The sequence below is a fragment of the Serratia sp. K1WW1 genome, assembly GCF_055790865.1.
Genome location: NZ_CM147697.1, coordinates 1,521,671 through 1,543,722, shown reverse-complemented (window position 1 = coordinate 1,543,722; position 22,052 = coordinate 1,521,671). Strand labels below are relative to the sequence as shown.

General features: G+C 54.2%; 20 protein-coding genes and 1 pseudogene. 10 read left to right on the top strand and 11 right to left on the bottom strand.

Features of this window, described 5'->3' with window-relative positions; translation table 11 throughout:
* Nucleotides 1-151: 151 nt before the first annotated feature.
* The 3 genes and pseudogenes from ACX9GU_RS07055 to ACX9GU_RS07045 all read right to left on the bottom strand — a co-directional run.
* Nucleotides 152-1,411 carry a type II toxin-antitoxin system HipA family toxin gene (locus tag ACX9GU_RS07055; RefSeq protein ID WP_473194287.1) on the bottom strand — a complete coding sequence of 420 codons (1,260 nt, stop codon included), beginning with the start codon at nucleotides 1,409-1,411 and terminating at the stop codon, nucleotides 152-154.
* Complete coding sequence (locus tag ACX9GU_RS07050) at nucleotides 1,404-1,721, bottom strand: helix-turn-helix domain-containing protein (RefSeq protein ID WP_024485815.1); 318 nt, start codon at nucleotides 1,719-1,721, stop codon at nucleotides 1,404-1,406. The genes ACX9GU_RS07055 and ACX9GU_RS07050 overlap by 8 nt, the downstream gene beginning before the upstream one ends.
* Before the next feature lie 221 nt (nucleotides 1,722-1,942).
* Nucleotides 1,943-2,158: pseudogene (locus ACX9GU_RS07045) on the bottom strand (PTS sugar transporter subunit IIC); the annotation flags it as partial.
* Between the two features lie 89 nt (nucleotides 2,159-2,247).
* Here ACX9GU_RS07045 and ACX9GU_RS07040 point away from each other — a divergent pair.
* Nucleotides 2,248-2,673 carry a GNAT family N-acetyltransferase gene (locus ACX9GU_RS07040; RefSeq protein ID WP_473194286.1) on the top strand — a complete coding sequence of 142 codons (426 nt, stop codon included), beginning with the start codon at nucleotides 2,248-2,250 and terminating at the stop codon, nucleotides 2,671-2,673.
* Between the two features lie 8 nt (nucleotides 2,674-2,681).
* Here the strand turns inward: ACX9GU_RS07040 and ACX9GU_RS07035 are convergent, their stop codons facing one another.
* Nucleotides 2,682-3,410: a GntR family transcriptional regulator gene (locus tag ACX9GU_RS07035; RefSeq protein WP_071683899.1), complete on the bottom strand. Its 729-nt coding sequence runs from the start codon at nucleotides 3,408-3,410 to the stop codon at nucleotides 2,682-2,684.
* A 245-nt stretch (nucleotides 3,411-3,655) separates the two neighbouring features.
* On the opposite strand from ACX9GU_RS07035, the gene pcaB reads away from it, so the two are divergent.
* The 3 genes from pcaB to ACX9GU_RS07020 all read left to right on the top strand — a co-directional run bounded on the left by pcaB (nucleotide 3,656) and on the right by ACX9GU_RS07020 (nucleotide 7,811).
* Nucleotides 3,656-5,008, top strand: coding sequence for a 3-carboxy-cis,cis-muconate cycloisomerase (pcaB, locus tag ACX9GU_RS07030; protein ID WP_473194285.1), 1,353 nt, complete (start codon nucleotides 3,656-3,658; stop codon nucleotides 5,006-5,008).
* 41 nt (nucleotides 5,009-5,049) lie between these two features.
* Nucleotides 5,050-6,474, top strand: a complete 1,425-nt coding sequence (locus tag ACX9GU_RS07025) for a DASS family sodium-coupled anion symporter (RefSeq protein ID WP_186486093.1) — start codon at nucleotides 5,050-5,052, stop codon at nucleotides 6,472-6,474.
* Between the two features lie 86 nt (nucleotides 6,475-6,560).
* Nucleotides 6,561-7,811 (top strand): MFS transporter, encoded by a 1,251-nt coding sequence (locus tag ACX9GU_RS07020; protein WP_473194284.1) that lies wholly within the window; start codon nucleotides 6,561-6,563, stop codon nucleotides 7,809-7,811.
* 23 nt (nucleotides 7,812-7,834) lie between these two features.
* Here the strand turns inward: ACX9GU_RS07020 and ACX9GU_RS07015 are convergent, their stop codons facing one another.
* On the bottom strand, nucleotides 7,835-9,043 hold the full coding sequence (locus tag ACX9GU_RS07015) for an MFS transporter (RefSeq protein WP_473194283.1): 1,209 nt from the start codon (nucleotides 9,041-9,043) through the stop codon (nucleotides 7,835-7,837).
* Nucleotides 9,044-9,137: 94 nt separating this feature from the next.
* Between ACX9GU_RS07015 and ACX9GU_RS07010 the strand changes: the two genes are divergently transcribed.
* From ACX9GU_RS07010 to ACX9GU_RS06995, 4 genes are all read left to right on the top strand, one after another.
* Complete coding sequence (locus ACX9GU_RS07010; RefSeq protein ID WP_021178833.1) at nucleotides 9,138-9,587, top strand: winged helix-turn-helix transcriptional regulator; 450 nt, start codon at nucleotides 9,138-9,140, stop codon at nucleotides 9,585-9,587.
* Between the two features lie 2 nt (nucleotides 9,588-9,589).
* Nucleotides 9,590-9,886 carry a putative quinol monooxygenase gene (locus tag ACX9GU_RS07005; protein ID WP_473194282.1) on the top strand — a complete coding sequence of 99 codons (297 nt, stop codon included), beginning with the start codon at nucleotides 9,590-9,592 and terminating at the stop codon, nucleotides 9,884-9,886.
* Nucleotides 9,887-10,265: 379 nt separating this feature from the next.
* Nucleotides 10,266-10,451 (top strand): hypothetical protein, encoded by a 186-nt coding sequence (locus ACX9GU_RS07000; RefSeq protein WP_473194281.1) that lies wholly within the window; start codon nucleotides 10,266-10,268, stop codon nucleotides 10,449-10,451.
* 1 nt (nucleotide 10,452) lies between these two features.
* On the top strand, nucleotides 10,453-10,797 hold the full coding sequence (locus tag ACX9GU_RS06995; RefSeq protein WP_473194280.1) for a hypothetical protein: 345 nt from the start codon (nucleotides 10,453-10,455) through the stop codon (nucleotides 10,795-10,797).
* A gap of 58 nt (nucleotides 10,798-10,855) precedes the next feature.
* Here the strand turns inward: ACX9GU_RS06995 and guaA are convergent, their stop codons facing one another.
* Nucleotides 10,856-12,433 (bottom strand): glutamine-hydrolyzing GMP synthase, encoded by a 1,578-nt coding sequence (gene guaA, locus ACX9GU_RS06990; RefSeq protein WP_473194279.1) that lies wholly within the window; start codon nucleotides 12,431-12,433, stop codon nucleotides 10,856-10,858.
* 104 nt (nucleotides 12,434-12,537) lie between these two features.
* The gene (gene guaB / locus ACX9GU_RS06985; RefSeq protein WP_037411907.1) at nucleotides 12,538-14,001 is read right to left on the bottom strand and encodes an IMP dehydrogenase; all 1,464 of its coding nucleotides are present in this window, start codon (nucleotides 13,999-14,001) and stop codon (nucleotides 12,538-12,540) included.
* A 169-nt stretch (nucleotides 14,002-14,170) separates the two neighbouring features.
* Here guaB and xseA point away from each other — a divergent pair, with 169 nt between their 5' ends.
* The gene (gene xseA / locus ACX9GU_RS06980; protein ID WP_024484228.1) at nucleotides 14,171-15,547 is read left to right on the top strand and encodes an exodeoxyribonuclease VII large subunit; all 1,377 of its coding nucleotides are present in this window, start codon (nucleotides 14,171-14,173) and stop codon (nucleotides 15,545-15,547) included.
* A gap of 101 nt (nucleotides 15,548-15,648) precedes the next feature.
* Here xseA and ACX9GU_RS06975 read toward each other — a convergent pair whose 3' ends face one another.
* Entirely contained in the window at nucleotides 15,649-18,012 is a 2,364-nt protein-coding gene (locus ACX9GU_RS06975) for a glycoside hydrolase family 31 protein (RefSeq protein ID WP_473194278.1), read from the bottom strand.
* An 11-nt stretch (nucleotides 18,013-18,023) separates the two neighbouring features.
* Nucleotides 18,024-19,331 (bottom strand): MFS transporter, encoded by a 1,308-nt coding sequence (locus ACX9GU_RS06970; RefSeq protein ID WP_024484230.1) that lies wholly within the window; start codon nucleotides 19,329-19,331, stop codon nucleotides 18,024-18,026.
* Between the two features lie 349 nt (nucleotides 19,332-19,680).
* Between ACX9GU_RS06970 and ACX9GU_RS06965 the strand changes: the two genes are divergently transcribed.
* Nucleotides 19,681-20,763: a LacI family DNA-binding transcriptional regulator gene (locus ACX9GU_RS06965; protein ID WP_473194277.1), complete on the top strand. Its 1,083-nt coding sequence runs from the start codon at nucleotides 19,681-19,683 to the stop codon at nucleotides 20,761-20,763.
* A gap of 2 nt (nucleotides 20,764-20,765) precedes the next feature.
* Here ACX9GU_RS06965 and ACX9GU_RS06960 read toward each other — a convergent pair whose 3' ends face one another.
* Nucleotides 20,766-20,990, bottom strand: coding sequence for a zinc ribbon domain-containing protein (locus ACX9GU_RS06960; protein WP_473194276.1), 225 nt, complete (start codon nucleotides 20,988-20,990; stop codon nucleotides 20,766-20,768).
* A 13-nt stretch (nucleotides 20,991-21,003) separates the two neighbouring features.
* Nucleotides 21,004-21,960 (bottom strand): AEC family transporter, encoded by a 957-nt coding sequence (locus tag ACX9GU_RS06955; protein ID WP_473194275.1) that lies wholly within the window; start codon nucleotides 21,958-21,960, stop codon nucleotides 21,004-21,006.
* Between the last annotated feature and the right edge of the window lie 92 nt (nucleotides 21,961-22,052).

Sequence of the window (22,052 nt, the reverse complement as noted above, 5' to 3'; positions counted from 1 at the left end):
CTTTTGGTTCCGCCGCCTGCATGACGAGATCGATCCTAATTCCGCCGACCGTTTACTGCCAAGCAGGCGGTAACTAAGTTAAACACCGCGTTGATTGCGGTGAAAGGGTTATAACCTTCGGGCCGTGGCCCTTGAGTACTTAACCCCAGGTTTAGCGCAGCAGATCGATGTTTTCGTCAATGCGATGTTGAATAGTGCGCAGGGTATCTTGCGTGATCGCACTTGGGTACATGTTACGAGCTATAGTCGCAAACTGGCTGGCCACGTCACACATTCGATCAATGATGCTGCCAACCGTATCCATTGGGACTTCTGCTTCATCCGCCAGGGCTAGCAGACCTTCTCGGTAGATCTCCAAAGCTTCGCCCATCACGTCCATCTGATGGTACCCGCCCGGCCCTTCGCAAAAAGTGACATCGTAGGCGGGAGCTAATTTCCATTCACCGGTAGATGACATGATGTAGGAAAAATTCTTGGGGTGGTCGTCTCGGTTGTTGAACACAATATTGAAGACTACACGCTCAAACGCGAGCGCCTTCTGCCGCATATCATTGGTACATAACTGAGTTGCACGCAAGAAATTTACGTAGTCCAAAGTGCCAGCAGTTTGGTAATCGGCTCCGGTAAACGCGGCAAGACTTTGCATAGGCACGCGTAGGTCGTCTTGGCGATCAAAGCGTTTGATCGCGAAGGCCGCCAACCCATCAGGCAGGGTGAAATGCTGAGTATCGGGGGTCTGGATACCGCACGTGCGCAAGCATTCGGCATAGACCATTTCGATAGCGCACACTTCGGGATGCTCTTGTTTGGCCGGAAACTTGATCAGCCAGGCTTCAAATCCTGGTATGGAAGCGGTGGTAAATGTTCCGCTTTGAGGATCGCGATAAACCAGGGCCTTTGGCCTGGCACCTTGCGGAGAACCGCCCACCTGCAGCAATTGCTGCAGGAACTCCCCTCCCTCACCATTGAGCACTTCTTGGACTTCTGCGGCCAGCCGCTCAACGGCAAGATGCACTTCAGGCACTAGCCCCTCGGGTGCCACAGGCTCGAACGACATTGCCCCCATGGCATTATTGCCAATGTAGGCCAAGCGTTCTAATGGGCCAATACGTGCTGGATTGAGGCCGCGACGCTTGAACAAACGATCCATCAGCAATATGCCCCAGCCGTCTGGCAACGAGTCGTAGACAGGCCCAGGTAGCCCCCATTGATGGAGTGGGAAATCCCTGTGTAACTTGCCCCCTGCCAAAGGAAGTCTGAAGGAGGACAACTCTAATCCTCTATTCTTCGCCTCGTCGCTGAACTCAAACGCAATCAGCGGACGACCGGTAATAGCTGTCGTAGAAACCAGTGTGCCCCACCGCCAATGCTCACCCCAGCCATCATAATAGACATCAACCTGTTCAAGCATGAGTGAGTTTCCTCTTGGTGCGTTGACGCTTGGCACTGCTTTCATAGCGCAGAATGTCCTCCAAGCTATCCAGCTTAGGCAAGAAGAGCGCTTCCAGCTCCTTACTTCGTCCCAGCACCATGGCTACCCGGATCACGTTCTCGAAGCCCACGCTGCGCCCAGCCTCCAAATTGGACACCGTATTGACCCCAATGCCAGCGCGTGCGGCCACATCAGCTTGCGTCATCTGCAAAGCTAACCGTTCTGTACGTAGGCGCTCACACAGAAGTTTGACTATCTCACTCGGCTTACTGAGGCTTAAGTCCAACATGTTTGCCCCCCCCTTAGTTAAAGCTACCTAACACACTAAATTATAGAGTTAGCAGTTACAGCCAACAAGGCTTATAACTATAAAATATTGTGTCTTATACTGATTAAATGGACTTAATCTACAATAAAATGGATTTATATTCCTAAATCACTCGAGAAATAAAGGGCCACCACCAGGTAGCCCGAGGGAGAGTTTCAAGCGCCGTTTCGGTCACATTGATTTCAGATGCCATCTTCCAGATCTCCCGAAGTGATTGCTGGAGCCGCAGCCTTTTTCTGCTGGTTAAAGTATTCATAGACCGCAAACGCCACACCCAGCACGGCTACCGGCAGCAGATTTTGTAACGGAATAAAGGTGACGAACAAAAAGCCAACGATAAAGAACGGAATAAACGGCGTCTTCATCATAACCTTGAGCAGCAGGCCAAAACCAACGGCGGAGTAGAAGGGATCGGCCAATGGCTGGGTACCAGCGTTGAAATGAGTTGATTGTCAGCTATAGTGCTAGCAAATCATCAGGAGCCGCCATGCACATAAGACCTTACCAAGAGGCCGATCGCCCTTTCCTGCGCAGCCTGTATCTAGCCGCTCGCCAAGCCGCCTTTACCTGGCGTGACACGCGAAATTACCGGCTGGAAGACTTTGATCGCTCAACGATTGGCGAAGAGATCTGGGTAGCCGAGCAGGACGGCAAGCTGCTCGGCTTTGTTTCGATTTATCGCGCCGAAAATTTTATTCATAACCTGTATGTCGATCCTCACCTGCCGCCACAGGGCGTGGGCAGCGCGCTATTGCATGCCGCAGAGCAGACGTTTTCCTCAACCGGCTCGCTCAAGTGCCTGGTGAAAAACGACAAGGCGCTGACGTTCTACCACAAGCACGGCTGGCAGAGCGTCTCCACCGGTGGTGACGGCGGCGAAGAGTATTACCTGATGCATTCGCCGCAAAGATAGCGTTGTCCTTAAGCTTGCGGTCTTAACACAATAGAACAAGCGTATCGGTCCGCCGGATGGATAGACACCGTCGTTTCGAACGTTTCACCATGACGGTCAACGTAACGACGAACAATTCTCAGCGCGGGTGAGCCGGGTTCAACGCCAAGCACTTTGGCAATTTTCGGCGATACACCAACGGCGGTGATGGTCTGACGAACCTCTTCACTCTTGACCCCATAATGCTTTTCAATCAGCTCACTGATCAATGCGTAGGGATCGCTGCGCACCAGGCGACGTATTTTGTCATAAGTCAGGCGGGTATAGCTGTCTGTCCAGCAGATGGGCGCGTCTTTCTTTGCGCCGTCTTCACGGATACTGGCGATATGTAACCAGCGCGAACCCGGCGAACCGCCGATCACTTGAGATAGCGCCTCATCAGCCACCACCTCATCAATCTTTTTAACCACCCGAAGGTTGTTGTTGGCCAGGAAAAGCAAATCTTCCAGGCTGGCCAGCGGGTGATTCATCGCGCTGTCTGACTTTTTTTCCACTATCAGAGTGCCAATCCCCTTGCGCCTGACGATCAATCCCTGCTCGGTGATATCACGCAAAGCTTCACGGATGGTATGTCGGCTAACATCAAACTGTTCACACAGCTCCATTTCAGGTGGCAGCAACGTGCCAACCGGGTACTTACCCGAGGCAATGCTTTGCACCAGCTCACGAGCAATACGTTTATAAAGAGATTCTTTCATAGCGGTCTGGCCGTTACTCCCGAAAAAACTTTCAGATCAACCTCACAAAGTTGTAGCAAGACAGCTTTGCTCAAATGTCCGTACATTATATATTGTCCGGACATATCAAATGTACGGACATTTGAAGTAACCTGAACAGCAAGAGTCCTCGTTTCCTCGCACCTCACGAGCTGCTGTTTAGCCACCTGTCCCTATATGACATATGAAATAAATCTTACCACCATTCTTACACTCAGGGAGGCAATATGGCTTCTAATGTTCTTGATTCTATTCTGTTCCGTGACGCTTTTGGTACCCCGGAAATGCGTGCCATTTTTGATGATCGCGAGTTGGTGCGCAAGTACGTCGAAGTGGAGGTCGCTCTGGCCAAAGCCGAAGCTCGCTGTGGGGTGATCCCAGCGGAAGCCGCAGAGGAAATTGCGGCCAGCTGCAGTGCAGACACGCTGGATTTTGACCTACTGCGTCATGAAACCGAAATCGTTGGCTATCCCATTTTGCCGTTGGTGCATCAGATATCGAAGCAGGCTGGCAGCTCAGGGGGATACGTTCACTGGGGTGCAACGACACAAGATATTATGGATACCGCAGTAGTCCTGCAAATCCGCGATGCATTCGAACTTATCGAAACCGATATCAACGAACTACGCCGCATTCTGGCTGACATGGCACAGCGCTACCGAACCACCCCAATGGCCGGACGCACCCATTTGCAACAAGCCTTGCCGATCACCTTCGGCTATAAGGCGGCAATCTGGCTCAATATGTTTGATCGACACGCCGAACGCCTGGCGCAAGCCCGCCCGCGCGTCCTGGTAGGCCAATTCGCCGGAGCCACCGGGACGTTGGCATCGCTGGGGGATAAGGGGCTGGCTGTGCAGCAGGCGATGATGGAAGAGCTGAAGCTGGGCACTCCTGCCTCCACCTGGCATGTAGCACGCGACGGTTTTGCCGAAGCCGTTAACCTGTTGGGCCTGATCACCGGCTCACTGGGCAAAATCGCCTATGACGTCATGCTGATGGCCTCAAACGAATTCGGCGAACTCTATGAGCCCTTCGTCAAAGGCCGTGGTGCCAGCAGTACCATGCCGCAAAAACGCAATCCTATTTCCAGTGAACTTATGCTGGCCTGCGCCAAAGGGGTCCGTCAACAGGCTGGGTTGATGTTGGATGCGATGGTCCAGGATCTTGAGCGCGCCACCGGGCCTTGGCATGCCGAATGGATAGCCATCCCAGAAAGCTTCATTCTCAGCGCCGGTGCACTGAAGCAGGCAAGATTTATGCTCGGTGGGCTGATTGTGGATGAAGCTGCCATGGCAAAAAACCTGGACATGACGAATGGGTTGATCGTAGCCGAAGCCGTGATGATGGGGCTTGCACCTTATATTGGCCGCCAGGATGCCCATGATGTGGTGTATGACGCCTGCCGCATTGTCAATGAACAGGGAGGACGCCTCGCCGATGTGCTGAACGCGTTGCCGGCCATTGCCAGCCGTCTGCAACCAGAGCTGATCGAGCAGCTTACCGACCCGACCAATTATTTGGGTATGGCACCGCAAATGGTGGATCGGGCAGTACAGCAATCAGCCAAACAGGGCTAACGCATCCGCAGGAAATTCAATCCTTGTATAAGGAGATAATTATGTCAGCAGGATCACCCGACAGAAAGAAAAAAGCTATCGCCACCCTGATCCCCCTGCTTTTAGGCTTGGCGATCTGGTTTTACCCGGTACCCGAGGGATTAACACCACAGGCTTGGCAAATGTTCGCCATCTTTGCAGCAACTATTGCGGCAATTCTGACTCAACCACTGCCCTCCGGGGCAGTCATGCTGGTCGCGCTTTGCGTAGCCATTTTTACCGGAACCCTGACGGAGGCTAAAGCCTTATCCGGCTTTGCCAGTGGGACAGTATGGCTGATTTTCTGCGCTTATATCCTGTCACTGGGGTTCGTTACCTCCGGTTTAGGTAAGCGTATCGCCTATAAAATGCTGTCACTTTTTGGTGGCAGCAGCCTGGGGATTGCCTACTCGCTAGGGGTATCCGATCTGATTATGGCTCCGGCCATGCCTTCGGTAACCGCCAGATCGGGAGGCATCATCTTTCCCATCGTACGCTCTATCAATGAAGTCTTAGGTTCGGCACCAGGTAAGAGCGGTAAAAAGATCGGCGACTTTCTGACTATGGTGTGCTTCCAGTTCACCCCCATTACCGGTGCCATATTTCTGACGGGTATGGCGGCGAACCCACTGGTGGGCAGTCTGGCAAAAGATTCGTTGGGGGTAGAAATAACCTGGGGTGGCTGGTTCGTGGCCGCGGTCGTACCCGCCATGGTGTGCTTTTTCCTGATGCCACTGCTGGTCTATAAGATCTTGAACCCGGAACTTAAAAAGACCCCGGAAGCGAAAGACATGGGACGCCGTGCTCTCAATGAGCTGGGTGCGATGTCAGGCGTTGAAAAAAAGGTCGCGCTGGGTTTTATCTTGGCACTGCTGGGCTGGGGCACCAGCCTGCTGACAGGATTATCGGCCACTACGGTAGGGCTGGGGCTGGCCGCCTATCTGTTTGCTACCCATGCCGTGAGTTGGAAAGACCTGCTGAAAGATCAGGCCGCGTGGGATACGGTGATCTGGTTCAGCGTCATCATCAGCCTGGCGGGCGGGCTATCCAGCCTCGGTTTTATCAGTTGGATGACCACCAAGCTCGAAACCACTATTAGCGGTTTTGGCGCAATGCAGACGTTCGTCATTCTGGGGATACTGTATATCTATGTGCATTATCTGTTTGCCACGGCCTCCGGCCATGTCGCTGCACTGTATGCTCCGTTCGCGGCTACCGCTATCGCTGCTGGCGCGCCGCCGATGATGGTTGCCATCTGTTTTGGTATTTTCAGCAATCTGATGTGGGGAAATACCGAATATGGCGGCGGCCCTGGCCCCATTTACTTCGCTCAGGGATATTTTGAACGGCCACGTTTCTACAAAATCAATTTTTGCGTGGTGACGTTCAACGTCATTCTGATCTTCGTTGTCGGCCTCGCCTGGTGGAAATTGCTAGGGTACTATTGATCGCTATCACCGAATCAGGCGTCATGGAGATAGCGCCTGATTCATTCAGGTATTCACTACCCGTAACCCATCAAGGAATAGCCATCGTGGATCCGGCTGGCGTCAATACAGGGATAGACACCTACCGCGCACAAACAAAGCGCTACGTACATCTGCTTTTTGCCCTTCAGGCGATAGGTGCATCCTCGCCTGCGATTATCATCTCACTGGGCGGATTGGTGGGTGAGACATTAAGCAGTAATAAAGCCTTATCCACGCTACCGGTCAGTCTCTTCAACATTGGCCTGGCCTTGTCGGTGTTACCTGTAGGAGCCATGATAGCCCGCTTTGGGCGCGTTAACGCCTACACCCTTGGTGCGCTCAGTGCGTTCATCGGGGGGATAATAGCTGCATGGGGCGTCATAAACGGCTCCTTCATCCTGTTCTGTCTGGGCTGCCTGATGGCCGGAGGTTACGCGGCGTGCGTGCAAAGCTACCGTTTTGCGGTAACGGATTATGTCGCCAAACCTGAGCAACCCGTGGCGATCTCCCGGGTTATGCTCGGCGGACTGTTGGCAGCGGTAATTGGCCCACAGCTGGTGATCTGGACGCAAAACCTGTTGCCAGTCCCCCTGTCGGCCAGTTTCCTCGGGCAGTCTCTACTGGCCTTGATTGCGTTGCTGCTTTTATGGCAAATGCGGCGCATGACCGCTCGCTTAGTGGCTCAACAAAACCCGCTTTCCGACCCCGTTCAAACAGCATCAACAGATAAAATCCGCTCTCTGGGGGAAATCGCCGGTTCATTGCGCTTTATCACCACCGCAGTGGCAGCCCTGGTCTCTTATGGGCTGATGACCTTTATGATGACCGCAACGCCGCTGGCGATGATCCATCACGGGCACAGCCTGTCCACCGCCACATTAGGTATCCAATGGCATATTCTGGCCATGTACGCACCGGCGTTTATCACTGGCAGGCTGATATCGCGTTTTGGGCCACGTAACGTCTGCGCCAGCGGGCTATTGCTGACGGCCTGCGCCGCGGCGGTTTCCATGATAGGCACCGAGGTCATCTGGTTCTGGGGCGGATTAATCCTGCTGGGTGTCGGCTGGAACTTTGGTTTTGTCAGCGCGACCGTCATGCTGAGCGCTTGTTATACGCATCAAGAACGGCTGAAGGTTCAATCTCTGAATGACTCTTTTGTCTTCGGCACCACCGCATTAGCCTCTCTGTTATCTGGGCAGATGATGCATATTCTCGGCTGGTTCTGGCTGAATATGCTGGTGTTTATCCCGGTCGTCATTGCGTTGGGATTGTTGTTTATCCAGGGTATGGCGGAAAAAAAAGCGGCTGGATAACCCTGCTCTGGCATATGACAGGGTCAACGGCAATATTTCAGCGTACGCCACCAAAACAGCAATGCCACCAGGCTTACCGAGCCGCCCAGCCAGCATACGCCATGCCACCCCGCCCACGCATAAATATGGCTACCGGCAAACGCCCCCAATCCACTGCCAATGGCATAAAACAGCATGTAGCACCCAACCAGGCGACTATGGGACTGCGGGTGCGCAGTGAAAATCATGCTCTGATTGAGGACATGGATCGCTTGCCCGGCCAGATCCAGCAGGATGATACCGCCAATCAGGTACGCCATTCCTCGCTCCATCAACCCAAGCGGCAGCCAAGCGATCATCAGCAATAACAGGCACACTCCGCTAGCTGGCTGTCCCCAGCCTTGGTCAGCTAGATGCCCGGCTCTCATCGCCGCCAGCGCTCCGACTGCCCCAACCAGCCCAAATGCACCAATGGTCGAATGAGAAAACAGAAATGGGGGTTGGCTCAAAGGGAGAACCAGCGTGCTCCAGAAGATGCTGAATGCCGCGAACATCAACAACGCCAACATTCCGCGTATCAGCAAAATCCGGTCATGGCGCAACAGGCCCAGCATTGAGCTCAGCAGTTGCCAATAGCTTAACTTCAACTCGCAAGCAGGCTGCTTTGGCAATAAACGAGCCAGAACAGGGAGCAATATCAGGGTAATAGCCGCTGAGAAAAAGTAGACCGTTCGCCAACCGCCGATATCCGCCAGCAACCCAGAGAGAGTGCGCGCCAGCAGTAAACCCATCACCACTCCTCCCTGAGCGGCCCCCACTACGCGTCCACGTTCCTGCGGGGAGGCCAACGTAGCGGCAAAGGCGATCAATCCCTGCGTCATCGCGGTTCCCAACAGCCCCACCAGCAGCATAGCCGCCAGTAACGCCAGACTGCTACTAGACACCACCACCATCAGCAACGCGGCAATCAACAGTATTTGCTGCACCGCCAGCAGACGATGGCGATCCAGCAAATCCCCCAAAGGAACCACCAATAACAGCGCACAGGCGCAGCCGACCTGGGTCGCCGCAATCACCATCCCTACTCTCGCCAGGCTGATATTAAAATCCTCCGCAATGGCGTCAAGCAGCGGTTGCGCGTAATAAACATTGGCCACGCTGAAAGCGCAGGCTGCAGCCAACAGCAGCACCAGTGACGTAGGCAAAAGCTCGACAGACTGTGAGCGGAAGTTTTCCAGCGGTTTATCACTCATCAAGCGCCTCGCTAAAGTGGTTTCATTATTAAACTCAATGCACTTTAGTGAAAGAGGTTTTATAATGCAACCAGAATAATTCTGGAGTCGCAGCATGAAACGTAAAAGCCTTGAGGATGCTCAATGCCCGGTAGCACGAACCTTGGATGTGCTGGGTGATTGGTGGTCATTACTGATCATCCGCGACGCCTTTGACGGCATCAGCCGGTTTAGTGAGTTTCAAAAGAATTTGGGGATGGCGAAGAATATTCTTTCCACTCGTCTACGCACGCTGGTCGCCCAGGGGATTTTGCAAGTTAGCCCTGCCGCCGATGGCAGCGCCTATCAGGAGTATTTGCTGACCGATAAAGGCCGAGAAATCTTCCCGATTATCGTCGCACTGCGCCAATGGGGAGAAGACCATCTTTTTGCAGCAGGAGAGGACTATTCACGCCTGGTGGAAAACGACAGCGGTCAACCAATACCTCGCATGACACCAATCGGTCATGCCGGGCAAGCACTCAACTTAGGCAATACCCGAGTCGTCAAAGTGGATGAGGTATAAAAATGTTGAAAGTCATTGCCGAAGATTTTATCAAGGTTGAAGCGATAGAAACGGTGTTACCGCTTTATCAAGAGCTGGTTGCAGCCACCAAACAGGAACCCCGCTGTATCGCCTATGATCTGTATGTCGACCAAAAGGATGCCGGGCACTTTATCTTTATCGAAGAGTGGCCCGATCGCGCGGCGTTGGATGCTCACTGCGCGAGCGAACACTTTAAACGCCTGGTGCCGTTGATCGATCAACATAAACGCAAAGAGGCGACTTATATTTTAATGGATGGTTTTTCTGTGGATAAATGATGTTTATGAATGATGGTTATCATGACAAATACTCTTCTGGCATACCCGTTGATAATGGATAAATCCCCCGATCTTAAGCAATCATAATCAAACTGTATTCCTTATAACGCCGGTCGTGGGGTTACTTAAACGCATTAGCGCCCTGTCCAACACCATCTTAGAAGTGATGTAAGGCCAGTATACTCCATATGTGATTTATGGAATCTATGTAGCATTTAAGGAACATAGTGATGTTCACATCAAAGTTTGTTGAGCATATACTGAACAAGCAGATTATCTTTTGGGCAAGCTCGCTGAAGTAAACAAGAATAGCAAACCACATGATTTCATTAGCTTGTAGGAAGCGGGTTGTTGCAAATCGTCTGGGTAAGGAGGATATATGAACTTCAATATCACCACACTGGTGAAGGCTATCATAGGTGGCGCAGGCTTGGGCTTCGCAATATCAGGTGGCCTGTCCATGTTAATCCCCGCGTTCACCGTAACAACTGGGGTTGCATATGCTTTTGCCATCGTCGGCGCGGTCATTATTGGTGGTCTGGCCGCGAAAGGAAGAGTCGCTTAAGGTGGAGCACTTTTTTCAATGGTTTGCACCACAGGATGCGGAGCAACTCACTCGCTTCTATTGCGTCATATGCCTTGGTTATATGGTGGTGCATCTAGTTTGGGACTGGCGTTCAACAGTTAGCCCACCACTTCAGTTTGAAAATCTGCCTGGCAAAGTTGGTGAGCTTTATTCATCGACAACATTTGCCACCAGCCTGTTCTTCATTGTGATGCTGTTTGACATAAAAAACCCGCTACGAACCTCAGATGCCTTTATTTTTCCATTAATCACTGCAGCAGGTACCGGGTTACTCATTTCATTAGCCGCCATAGCGCCAAAAGCAATAAATAAAAAAGCCATTTAAAATAAATGGCTTAATAATAGAACTAACATGCTATTAGTCGTGGTTAACTAACAGTTAATTATTCCCATTCAATCGTCGCCGGTGGCTTCCCGCTGATATCATAAACCACACGGGAAATACCGTTGACTTCGTTGATGATACGGTTGGAAACACGGCCAAGGAAATCGTACGGCAGGTGTGCCCAATGCGCGGTCATAAAGTCGATGGTTTCTACCGCACGCAGTGAAACTACCCAATCGTATTTACGGCCATCGCCCATCACGCCAACGGAACGCACCGGCAGGAACACGGTGAACGCCTGGCTGACCTTGTTGTACAGATCGGCTTTGTGCAGCTCTTCGATGAAGATCGCATCGGCACGGCGCAGCAGATCGCAATACTCTTTCTTCACTTCGCCCAATACGCGTACGCCCAAACCTGGCCCTGGGAACGGGTGGCGGTACAGCATGTCGTACGGCAGACCCAGCTCCAGACCAATCTTGCGCACTTCGTCTTTGAACAGCTCTTTCAGCGGCTCCACCAGGCCCAGCTTCATCTCTTTCGGCAGGCCACCGACATTGTGGTGCGATTTGATCACGTGCGCTTTGCCGGTAGCGGAAGCGGCAGACTCGATCACATCAGGATAGATGGTGCCCTGAGCCAGCCACTTCACGGCGCTCTGCTTGCAGGCTTCTTCGTCGAACACTTCGACAAAGACGCGGCCAATGATCTTACGCTTGGCTTCTGGCTCATCCACACCCGCCAGCGCGCTCAGGAAACGGTTCTCTGCCGCCACGTGTACGATGTTTAGGCCGAAGTGGTCACCGAACATTTCCAGCACTTGGTCGGCTTCGTTCAGGCGCAGCAGGCCGTTATCTACGAATACGCAGGTCAGGCGCTTGCCAATGGCACGGTGCAGGAGCATGGCGGTAACGGATGAATCCACGCCGCCAGACAGGCCGAGGATCACGTGATCTTCACCGACCTGCTCACGAATACGCGCAACGGCATCCTCGATGATGGTGGCAGGCGTCCACAGCGCTTCACAACCACAGATATCCAGTACGAAACGCTCCAGGATACGCTGGCCCTGACGGGTATGGGTGACTTCCGGGTGGAACTGTACGCCGTAGAAGCGCTTTTCCTCGTTGGCCATAATGGCAAACGGGCAGGTATCGGTGCTGGCAACGGTGACGAAATCTAACGGGATAGCGGTAACTTTATCGCCGTGGCTCATCCATACGTCTAATACCGGTTTGCCTGCCGGGCTGATCGCATCTTCGATATCGCGGATCAGGGCGCTTGATTGGGTGATTTCCACCTGCGCATAACCGAACTCACGCTCGGTTGACCCCTGTACATGGCCGCCCAGTTGCATCGCCATGGTCTGCATGCCATAGCACACGCCCAATACCGGTACGCCGGCGGTGAAGACATATTCTGGCGCACGCGGGCTGTTCAGTTCGGTGGTGCTTTCCGGGCCACCGGAGAGAATGATGCCGCTTGGATTGAACTCGCGGATCTGCTCTTCGCTGACGTCCCAAGCCCACAGCTCACAGTAAACGCCAATCTCACGCACGCGGCGGGCAACCAGCTGGGTGTATTGTGAACCGAAATCCAGGATCAGGATGCGATGCTTATGAATATTTTTTGTCATGTGAGGCAAATTCCAGCAACAGAGAAAAAGAGCAAAAAGGGTATTTGGGATGAGAGGTTGCCCCCTCATCCCTGCCCCTCTCCCGCAGGAGAGAGGTTAAAGCATTAGCCCATGCGGTAGTTTGGTGATTCTTTGGTGATGGTCACGTCATGCACATGGCTTTCTTGAATACCGGCACCGCTAATGCGCACAAACTCGGCTTTGGTACGCAGTTCGTCGATGGTCGCACAGCCGGTCAGACCCATGCAGGAACGCAGGCCGCCCATCTGCTGATGTACAATCGCCTTCAGCATGCCTTTGTAGGCCACACGGCCTTCGATACCTTCCGGCACCAGTTTATCAGCGGCGTTATCGGTCTGGAAGTAACGGTCGGAGGAACCTTTGGACATTGCGCCCAGAGAACCCATCCCACGGTAAGATTTGAACGAACGGCCCTGATACAGCTCGATTTCGCCCGGAGATTCTTCCGTACCCGCCAGCATTGAGCCAACCATCACACAGGACGCACCGGCAGCAATCGCTTTGGCGATATCGCCAGAGAAGCGGATACCACCGTCAGCAATAACTGGGATACCCGTCCCTTCCAGCGCTTCGACCGCATCGGCGATAGCGGTGATCTGCGGAACACCCACGCCGGTTACGATACGCGTCGTACAGATAGAGCCAGGACCGATACCGACTTTCACCGCGCTCACGCCGGCTTCCATCAGGGCTTTGGCACCAGCCCCAGTTGCGACGTTGCCGCCAAGGATTTGCAGGTCTGGGTATTTGGCACGGGTTTCACGGATGCGCTGTAACACGCCTTCGGAATGGCCGTGTGAAGAGTCGATGAGCAGTACGTCAACACCGGCAGCGACCAGCGCATCAACACGCTCTTCGTTACCGGCACCGGCACCCACCGCAGCGCCTACGCGCAGACGGCCATGCTCATCTTTACAGGCGTTAGGTTTACGCTCTGCTTTCTGGAAGTCTTTAACGGTGATCATGCCCAGCAGGTGGAAGCTGTCGTCCACTACCAGCGCTTTTTCAACGCGTTTTTCGTGCATTTTTTGCAGCACGACTTCACGCGCTTCGCCTTCCTTGACGGTGACCAGGCGCTCTTTTGGCGTCATCACTGCGGTGACGGGCTGAGTCAGATCGGTTACGAAGCGCACGTCACGGCCGGTAATGATCCCCACCAGTTCGTTTTCTTCGGTCACAACCGGGTAACCGGCAAAGCCGTTACGCGCGGTTAACTCTTTCACTTCAGCCAGCGTGGTGGAAGGAGTAACGGCCTGTGGGTCCGTGACCACGCCGCTTTCATGTTTTTTCACCCGGCGAACTTCTTCCGCCTGGCGCTCAATGGACATGTTTTTGTGAATGAAGCCCAGACCGCCTTCCTGCGCCAGCGCAATGGCCAGGTTGGATTCGGTTACGGTATCCATGGCTGCGGACAGCATAGGGATATTCAGGCGGATGGATTTGGTCAGTTGGGTGCCAAGATCTGCGGTATTAGGCAGAACTGTGGAGTGGGCTGGAACCAGGAGAACGTCATCAAACGTTAGAGCTTCTTTTACAATACGTAGCATGGGCAATATCTCACCAAGGTGGATGCGGAAAAGATAAAATATTGCCGTGGCATTATACAGAGCGTAATCGGTTGCCTCCAGCACTTTCTTACAAAAACTCTTGATTACCTTTCACCGAGCTGTAATATCGACCAATTAAGTGCTTGTTTTGAAATTTGATCTGGGTCACATGTCACTACCTACTTCACCGTCCATTTTTACCGTAAGCCGCCTCAATCAGACGGTTCGACAGCTGCTGGAAATGGAAATGGGGCAGATTTGGCTCTCCGCCGAGATCTCCAACTTCTCCCAGCCCTCCTCCGGCCACTGGTATTTCACGCTGAAAGATGATCGTGCCCAGGTGCGTTGTGCGATGTTCCGCAACAGCAACCGGCGCACTACCTTTCGCCCGCAAAATGGCCAGCAGGTTCTGGTGCGGGCCAGTATCACCCTGTATGAACCACGCGGTGATTACCAACTGATCGCCGAAAGCATGCAGCCTGCCGGTGACGGCCTGCTGCAACAGCAATTCGAGCAGTTGAAACAGCGTCTGGCAGCCGAAGGTTTGTTTGATCAGCAGTTCAAGCAACCGCTGCCAAGCCCGGCCAAATGCGTTGGGGTGATCACCTCCGCCAGCGGCGCGGCGCTGCACGATATTTTGCAGGTGCTACAGCGGCGCGATCCTTCACTGCCGATCGTGATTTATCCCACGTCCGTGCAAGGGGCAGAAGCTCCGTTGCAGATCGTTCGCGCGATCGAAACCGCCAACCGCCGTGATGAGTGTGATGTGCTGATCGTCGGGCGCGGCGGTGGCTCGTTAGAAGATTTATGGAGTTTTAACGACGAACGCGTCGCGAAGGCAATTTTTGCCAGCCGTATCCCGATCGTCAGCGCCGTTGGCCATGAAACCGACGTCACCATTGCCGACTTTGTTGCCGACCTGCGGGCACCTACCCCTTCCGCAGCGGCGGAGTTGGTCAGCCGTAATCAGCTTGAGCTGTTGCGCCAATTGCAGTCACAGCAACAGCGGCTGGAAATGGCGATGGACTATTATCTGGCGCAGCGCCAGCAGCAGTTCACCCGCATCAACCACCGTTTACAACAACAGCATCCGCACCTGAGGCTGGCACGGCAGCAAACGCTGTTATTCAAGCTACAGCGCCGTTTGGAAGATGGAATGCAGCAGCAAATACGGCTATCTTCTCGCCGCAGTGAACGCGTGCAGCAGCGCCTGGCGCAGGTCCAGCCGATGGGCCGCATCCACCGCTTGCAACAGCGTGTTCAGCAGCAGGAATACCGTTTGCAACAGGGGATGGAGCGGCAGCTCAATGGCTATCGCCAACGCTTTGGCGTCGCCTGTAGTCAGTTGGAGGCGGTTAGCCCGCTGGCAACCTTGGCTCGCGGCTATAGCGTAACGCAGACACCACAGGGTGAGTTACTGAAAACCACCAAGCAGGCACAGGTTGGGGAAATGCTGAAAACCCGCCTGCAGGATGGCTGGGTGGAGAGCGAAGTCAAAACCGTCACCGTGGCGAAAAAGCCGCGCAAGAAACGGGTGGTGGAATAGCCGTTAGTGGCAGAGCCGATCGACTGCTTCTTTTTTAGGCCAAACTTCATCCAGTTTGATAGCATCCCAACCCTCAGTAGAGGGTTGGGATATGGCATCAGTCACAGCACATAGCTATCACAACAAACCCCATTCACCCATAGTTCGCGAGTCTCACCTGCTGGCAACACAATGTTCAGCGCCTGCCACGTCGGTTTGAAATGCCCTTCACAGGTGAAGGTCAGCTCGATGCGCTGATTGTCACTCACCGCCTCCCAGCGGAGCCACAGCGCATTATTCTGCTGCCAGCCATGGCTTTCCCCGTCGTCTTCAAACAGCAGGCCTGAGGACCATCCGCAGCCCTTGGTGGGGAACAGCCGCAGTTCACGGCGATCGTCTGCCGCATTGTCTACATGCCCCAACCGTTGTGACATCGGGAGCCCGGCCCCAGCGCGTACCAGCAACGGCAAGCGCTCCAGCGGTGCCTCCAACACGATACTCTGGCCGCCGCTGTACCATTGGCCGCTATAGAAACAGTACCAACCATCAACGTTATCCGGCAGGTAGACTTCGCGCTGGCGCTGCCCCTGATCCACCACGCTGGCCACCAGCAGGTCGCGGCCAATCAGGAAATCATCAGTCTCACCGAAGGTGCGCTCATCATGCTCATGATCGAGGAAGGTTGGCCGCAGCATCGGCTCATCATCATGGCTTGCCTGCCACAACAGCGTGTAGAAGTACGGCATCAGCCGATAACGCAGGTTGATGGCATCACGGATCATCGGCGTTGCCGCCGGGTACATCCAGGGTTCATTGACGGTAGCATCATCATTCCAGGAATGGATGGTAAAGCGCGGGTGCATGACCCCGTTTTGTACCCAACGTACCAACAGTTCCGCGTCCGGTTTATCGCCGGAGAAACCGCCCACATCGTGCCCAACGTTAAACAACCCGGACAGGCTCATCCCCACCCCCATACGGGTGTTGTAGCGCAAGGTTTGCCAACTGGTGCGGTTGTCCCCACTCCAGGTTTGCACATAGCGCTGCATACCGGCGCAGCCGGAACGCGAAATCAAATAAGGCCGCAGGTTCGGTGCAAAGCGCTGCTGTGCTTCAAGTGAGGCACGCATCATCAGCAACGGCATCACCGGGCGAATATGCTTGATGGCGATTGGCTTGCCGAAGCCATGGCAGCGCGCTTCTCCATCCCACACTTCATACTCGTTGTTGTCATTCCAGGTGGAATCAATCCCCATTTCCAGCAGTTGCTCTGTCACCCCTTGCTGCCACCAGCGAACCGCCGCTGGGTTGGTGAAGTCGAGGTGCGAACCTTCGTCATCCCAGAAGCTGGAACGTTCTGGGCCGTCGCTTTGCGAATCGCGGATAAACAAGCCAAGTTCTGCCACCTGTTGATATTTGGGATGGTCCTGCAACAGGCAGGGTTTGATATTCGCCGCCAGCTTCAGCCCAGCATCGTGAAAGGCTTGGCTAAGCTGTTTAGGTTGCGGCACCTTGTCGTAGTTCCAGTTGAAGACGTAGCGTTTGTTATTGATCGAGGTATAGCCGGAAGAGAGCTGGAACGAATCGCACGGGATAGCGTGCTGGCGGCACAGCTGGATAAACTGCTGCAACTGCTGCTGGGCATCCGGCGCGTCGGTGTAGTGCATCGTCGAGCCGCTGTAACCCAGGCTCCACTTCGGCCCAAAATGGGTTTTACCGGTCAGGCGCACGAAGGCTTTGGTGACGTCGAGCACCTTTGGCCCCAGGAACAGATAGTAATCCAGATCTCCCGCCTCGGTCTGATAGCGGCGATAGGCCAGATGATAGTTGTCAATCTCATTCCCCAGATCCAACCAGCAGCTGCTCAGGTTGTCATAAAACAGGCCAAAGCTGACTTCTTCCCGGCGCGTGATGGTAAAAGGGATATGCTTGTAGAGCGGATCGGTGCTGGCGGCGTTGTAGCCCATCGCGTCCAGGTTACGCATTTCAAAGCGGCGGCCAGTTCGCTCCAGATCGCCAGCCTTTTCACCTAGTCCATAGTAACGTTCGCCTTTATGGCGGCGCTGATAGTGCGCCACGCCGTCACCGTGCGCATTGAGCAGATAGGCACTGGTTGGGCGATCTGCTGCCAGTGGTAGCCATTCCCCCACCGCATTGCAATATTCCCATTCCAGCCATAGCGGCTGATGTATCGTCACGCGCAGCTGCGGGGTCGCCACCGTCAATCTGTCGCTCTGCTGGCCAAGTTGATAGCCCGGCAGGCCAAAACCGGCAACGCTGAGGCGATCCCGCCCTTCCCAAGGAACATCCTCCTGCGGGGCAATACTCCAGGTGCGATCCAGCGCCAGTTCGCCGCGGCGTTTGATCAGCACGCGGAACAGATTGTTTTCCAGCACGTAGAGGCAGAACAGGTGTTGCTCATCCACCAGCAGTTCAACACGGTCGGCGTATTGCCCAGCCAGCGTCCAGTTTTTTAACGTTTTCATAATTATCCAACTTAAACAGTAGGTGAAGGTTTTTTGCCGCGCTCGGCGATCAAACCGATCAGGAACATCGCACCGATCAGATCGAAGAAGCCCATGGCGACGAACAGCGGGTTGAAGCCGACGGTGTCGGAAACGGCACCAATCAACAGCGTAAACAGGAAGCTGGCGATCCAGGCGCTGGAGCCGCGCATACCGTTCACCGTCGCCATCTGGTTTTTATCGAAGGATTCCACCACCAGCGCGCTCAACATGCAGGAGATCACCTGGTGGCCAAAGCCACCGATGGAGATCAGCGCGATTGCGATGTAGGGATCTTTGGTGATCGCAACAAACGCCAGCGATACCATCATGAAGGCTCCGGTCACCGAGCTGGCCACTACCGAGTTCACCCGTGAACAACCGAACCATTTGCGATACAGCGTAGTGAGATAACCACTGGCGACGCTGCCGATATCCGCCGCCAGGAACGGCAGCCAGGCAAACATGGCGATCTGTTTGAGATCCATGCCGCGCTCGGTGGCCAGGTACAGAGGCACCCAGAAGCTGAACACCGCCCAAGCCGGTTCAGCCAGAAACGCTGGGATGGCGATGCCGTAGAATTTTTTATTTTTGCACAGGATCGCCAACGATTTAAAGAACGGCAGCTTCGGCAGTACCGGTTCATTATCTTCGTTGATCAGATCAAACTCCTTTTGGCTCAGGTTCGGGTGCTGTTGCGGCGAGTGGTAAAACACCCACCACAGCACCACCCAGATCAGCGCCAGGGCACCAGAGAACAGGAAGGCTCCCTGCCAGCCGAAGGACACATGGGCAATCACAATGATCGGCGGAGCCAACATCGCGCCGATCGAGAAGCCAACCCCTGCCCAGCCAGCGGCTATCGGCCGTTCTTTTTTCGGGAACCAGTCAGAAATCGCTTTGGCGTTAGCCGGGGTAGCCGCCGCTTCAGCTGCCCCCATGAAGAAACGTAAGATCGCCAGTTGCAACCAGCTGCCCGCGCCAGCATGCATCATGCACACTACCGCCCAGATGCTGGCACAAACCAGGAACCCCATCTTCAGACCGATGACGTCTATCAGCCACCCGCAGATAGGTTGGAACAGGGTATAGGCCAGTTGGAAGGAGGCTACCACCCAAGAATATTGCTCGGTGGTCATGTTGAGGCTGGTTTTCAGCTCAGGTGCCAGAATACCCAGCGAGTTGCGGGTAATGTAGTTAACCGTGACGCCCAGCAGGAACAGGGCCAACATCCACCAGCGCAACGATTTGAATTTGCGGCGGCTGCTGGCGACTACCGTTTGATTGATTTCTACACTCATCTTGATCTCCGTGGCGACCATACGCCTTTTTGGTAGGGCAACTCTTGCTAACGGAGGTGTTAACAGCGTTATTTGTGACATCGGCCACAAATACAACGTCAATGCTGCGACAACCCTATGATTTAATGTTGTTTTACTTGTATTCCATCCGGTAAATTGGACTGATAAATCTATAAAATTGGTGTACCAATGGAGACTAACCAGCGGAGACTGCGAGTGAAATGGCGATTTTTGCAAAAATTCTCATGCGTTAGTTAAAATTTCGCCGTTATAGCCATAGAAAGCCGTCTGAAAGGCAGATGTAGGCCGTGAAAAAATTTCCACGACCGAATTTGAAGGAGATCACAAAATGAACGGAAAGCTGAAAGTACAGGAAATTGCGCACCAAACCGGGCTTTCGATCAGCACCGTTTCACGCGTGTTGGCCGGGAAAGCCAACACCAGCGCCGAGGCGCGGCAACGAGTGCTGGCCTGCGCACAGCAAAACGGCATTTTGCAGGCGCTTTCCAACGGCAGGCTGATGTTGAACAACGTGATGGTATTTGCCCCACAGCGCGCCTTTGATGTCCGCACCGATATTTTCTACTACAAGGTGATCCAGGGGATCACCAGCGCACTGGCGCAACATGATGTGAGGATCCGCTACTGCGGGTTGGAGGAACAACACAGTGACAGCGTGCTGTTTTTGGAAAAGATGAGCGATCCGTTAACCGAAGCCGTGCTGATCATCGGCATTGATGACGAGCATATCCATACGCTGGCCGCCGATCTGAACAAGCCCTGCATTCTGATTAACTGCACCGATCGCCAGATGCGGCTAGACAGCGTCTCCCCAGACCATCAACTGATTGGGGAGTATTCCGCCAACTATCTGTTGCAACAGGGCCACAGCCGTATCCTCAATCTGCAATGTCTACGGCGTAATACCATGGAGCTGCGGCTGGCGGGGATCAAACAGGCCTATATGCGGCACAATATTCCCTTCGATGATCGCCAGCATCTGGTCACCACTTCCGGGTTTGGCAGCGAAGAAGCCGAGCAGGCCATCACGGCCTTTATCAACGGCGTCACCGATCGGGCGCAATTGCCGACGGCGATCCTGGCAGGGGGTGACTATATGGCGGTAGGAGCGGTTAATGCGCTAAAGAAGATGCATATCAACGTGCCGGGGCATATTTCGGTGATGAGTACGGATGGTTTTAATCTGGCAGAAATCCACGACGTGCCGTTGACCTCGGTTCACGTCCCTCGTGATGAGCTGGGTGCAGAGGCCATCGCTCTATTGCAACGCCGTATGCTGCGCCCGGATGCGCCACCCAGCAATATGCTGTTGCACGGGCGCTTGGCGGTACGGGCCTCGGTAAAACGCCTCAGCCAAAACAAGGTGTCGCCAGCGGTCAGCACGCACGACCACCGGCTCTATGATGCATGAGGTCATTCAATGGGTTGATAGCTGAACTTCACCCGCTTTTTGGAGATCAGCCCGTGGCCATGCTGGCAAAGATAATCCACGGCGCCACAGGCTTTCAGTTCTTGCAACGGTTGCCCGCAGTCGGGGCATTCGGCAAGCTGCCGGTAATCGCTGTTGCAGTCGTCACAATGATAGTGGCCATTCACCCAGCTCATCGGCTGGGCACAAACCGGACATAAGGCGTCCATCTTTCCTCCTGGTTTAAATCACGCCCCATGAGCGCAAGAAAGAGATCCCCAACGCGGTGGTAAAGAAGGATCCCACGGTGGTGATCGCAATAATATTGGCGGCCAACGTCGCGTTGCCCCCCATGGCGCGCGTCATCACATAGCTGCCGGAGGCGGTCGGCGTCGCCGAGAACATAAAAATAATGCCGAGCGTAGCGCCCTCGAAACCGCAAAGCCAACCCCCAAACGTCATCAACACCGGTACCAAAAACAGCTTAGCCGCCGACGACAGCGCAGCGACGTTGGAAGAGCGGAACATTGCCCGCAGATCGAGGCTGGCCCCGGTACACAGCAAGGCTAGCGGTAGTGACAGGCCTGAGATATAGCTGCCGGTCTGTTTGAGCACGGGTGCAATCCCCAGCCCGGTCTGAGCATAGGCCAGACCGCTTAACAGCCCGAGGATCAGTGGATTGGTCACGATACTGCGCAGCAATGACAGATGTTTGATCTTCTGCCCGTTGCCGCCTTGCAGGCTGCGCGTCAGGGTGATAACCGACAGCACGTTAAACAGGATCACCGTCACGGTCAGATACAGCGAGGCAATCGCGACGCCCTCATCGCCGTAAGCGGTCATGGCATAAGCCAGGCCGACAATCGCGGTATTCGCCCGGAATCCCCCCTGCACGAACACGCCACGCTCGCGTGGCTCTTTCACCAGCCACTTGGCTGCGATCTCCAGCAGTAGGAAGGTCGCTATCGTCCCCACCGCGCCGTAGATCACCAGAGCAAAATTATCACGCAGTTGCGGATGGTTGGTGGCAATGCTGAAGAACAACAGGCAGGGCAGCGCCAGATTAAACACCAGCTTGGTGGCCCCATCGATAAAGCGATCGTCCATCAGCCGCCAGTGACGTAGCAGGATCCCCAGCAGCATCATCAATAAGTTGGGTACGGTGACGCTAAAGGCAAAACTCCAGGTTTCCCAGGACATGAGGTTCCTTTGCAGGGTCGGTGAAGAAGTGAGATTGGCAGATAATAGAACGGTTTAAGCAGGATAAAAATAGGGCGCGGTATCAATTCCAC

Excerpts from the sequence above, each read along its gene's own strand:
- ACX9GU_RS07055 (WP_473194287.1), bottom strand. The coding sequence starts at position 1,411 with ATGCTTGAACAGGTTGATGTCTATTATGATGGCTGGGGTGAGCATTGG.
- ACX9GU_RS07050 (WP_024485815.1), bottom strand. The coding sequence starts at position 1,721 with ATGTTGGACTTAAGCCTCAGTAAGCCGAGTGAGATAGTCAAACTTCTG.
- ACX9GU_RS07040 (WP_473194286.1), top strand. The coding sequence starts at position 2,248 with ATGCACATAAGACCTTACCAAGAGGCCGATCGCCCTTTCCTGCGCAGC.
- ACX9GU_RS07035 (WP_071683899.1), bottom strand. The coding sequence starts at position 3,410 with ATGAAAGAATCTCTTTATAAACGTATTGCTCGTGAGCTGGTGCAAAGC.
- pcaB (WP_473194285.1), top strand. The coding sequence starts at position 3,656 with ATGGCTTCTAATGTTCTTGATTCTATTCTGTTCCGTGACGCTTTTGGT.
- ACX9GU_RS07025 (WP_186486093.1), top strand. The coding sequence starts at position 5,050 with ATGTCAGCAGGATCACCCGACAGAAAGAAAAAAGCTATCGCCACCCTG.
- ACX9GU_RS07015 (WP_473194283.1), bottom strand. The coding sequence starts at position 9,043 with ATGAGTGATAAACCGCTGGAAAACTTCCGCTCACAGTCTGTCGAGCTT.
- ACX9GU_RS07010 (WP_021178833.1), top strand. The coding sequence starts at position 9,138 with ATGAAACGTAAAAGCCTTGAGGATGCTCAATGCCCGGTAGCACGAACC.
- ACX9GU_RS07005 (WP_473194282.1), top strand. The coding sequence starts at position 9,590 with ATGTTGAAAGTCATTGCCGAAGATTTTATCAAGGTTGAAGCGATAGAA.
- ACX9GU_RS07000 (WP_473194281.1), top strand. The coding sequence starts at position 10,266 with ATGAACTTCAATATCACCACACTGGTGAAGGCTATCATAGGTGGCGCA.
- guaA (WP_473194279.1), bottom strand. The coding sequence starts at position 12,433 with ATGACAAAAAATATTCATAAGCATCGCATCCTGATCCTGGATTTCGGT.
- guaB (WP_037411907.1), bottom strand. The coding sequence starts at position 14,001 with ATGCTACGTATTGTAAAAGAAGCTCTAACGTTTGATGACGTTCTCCTG.
- xseA (WP_024484228.1), top strand. The coding sequence starts at position 14,171 with ATGTCACTACCTACTTCACCGTCCATTTTTACCGTAAGCCGCCTCAAT.
- ACX9GU_RS06975 (WP_473194278.1), bottom strand. The coding sequence starts at position 18,012 with ATGAAAACGTTAAAAAACTGGACGCTGGCTGGGCAATACGCCGACCGT.
- ACX9GU_RS06970 (WP_024484230.1), bottom strand. The coding sequence starts at position 19,331 with ATGAGTGTAGAAATCAATCAAACGGTAGTCGCCAGCAGCCGCCGCAAA.
- ACX9GU_RS06965 (WP_473194277.1), top strand. The coding sequence starts at position 19,681 with ATGAACGGAAAGCTGAAAGTACAGGAAATTGCGCACCAAACCGGGCTT.
- ACX9GU_RS06960 (WP_473194276.1), bottom strand. The coding sequence starts at position 20,990 with ATGGACGCCTTATGTCCGGTTTGTGCCCAGCCGATGAGCTGGGTGAAT.
- ACX9GU_RS06955 (WP_473194275.1), bottom strand. The coding sequence starts at position 21,960 with ATGTCCTGGGAAACCTGGAGTTTTGCCTTTAGCGTCACCGTACCCAAC.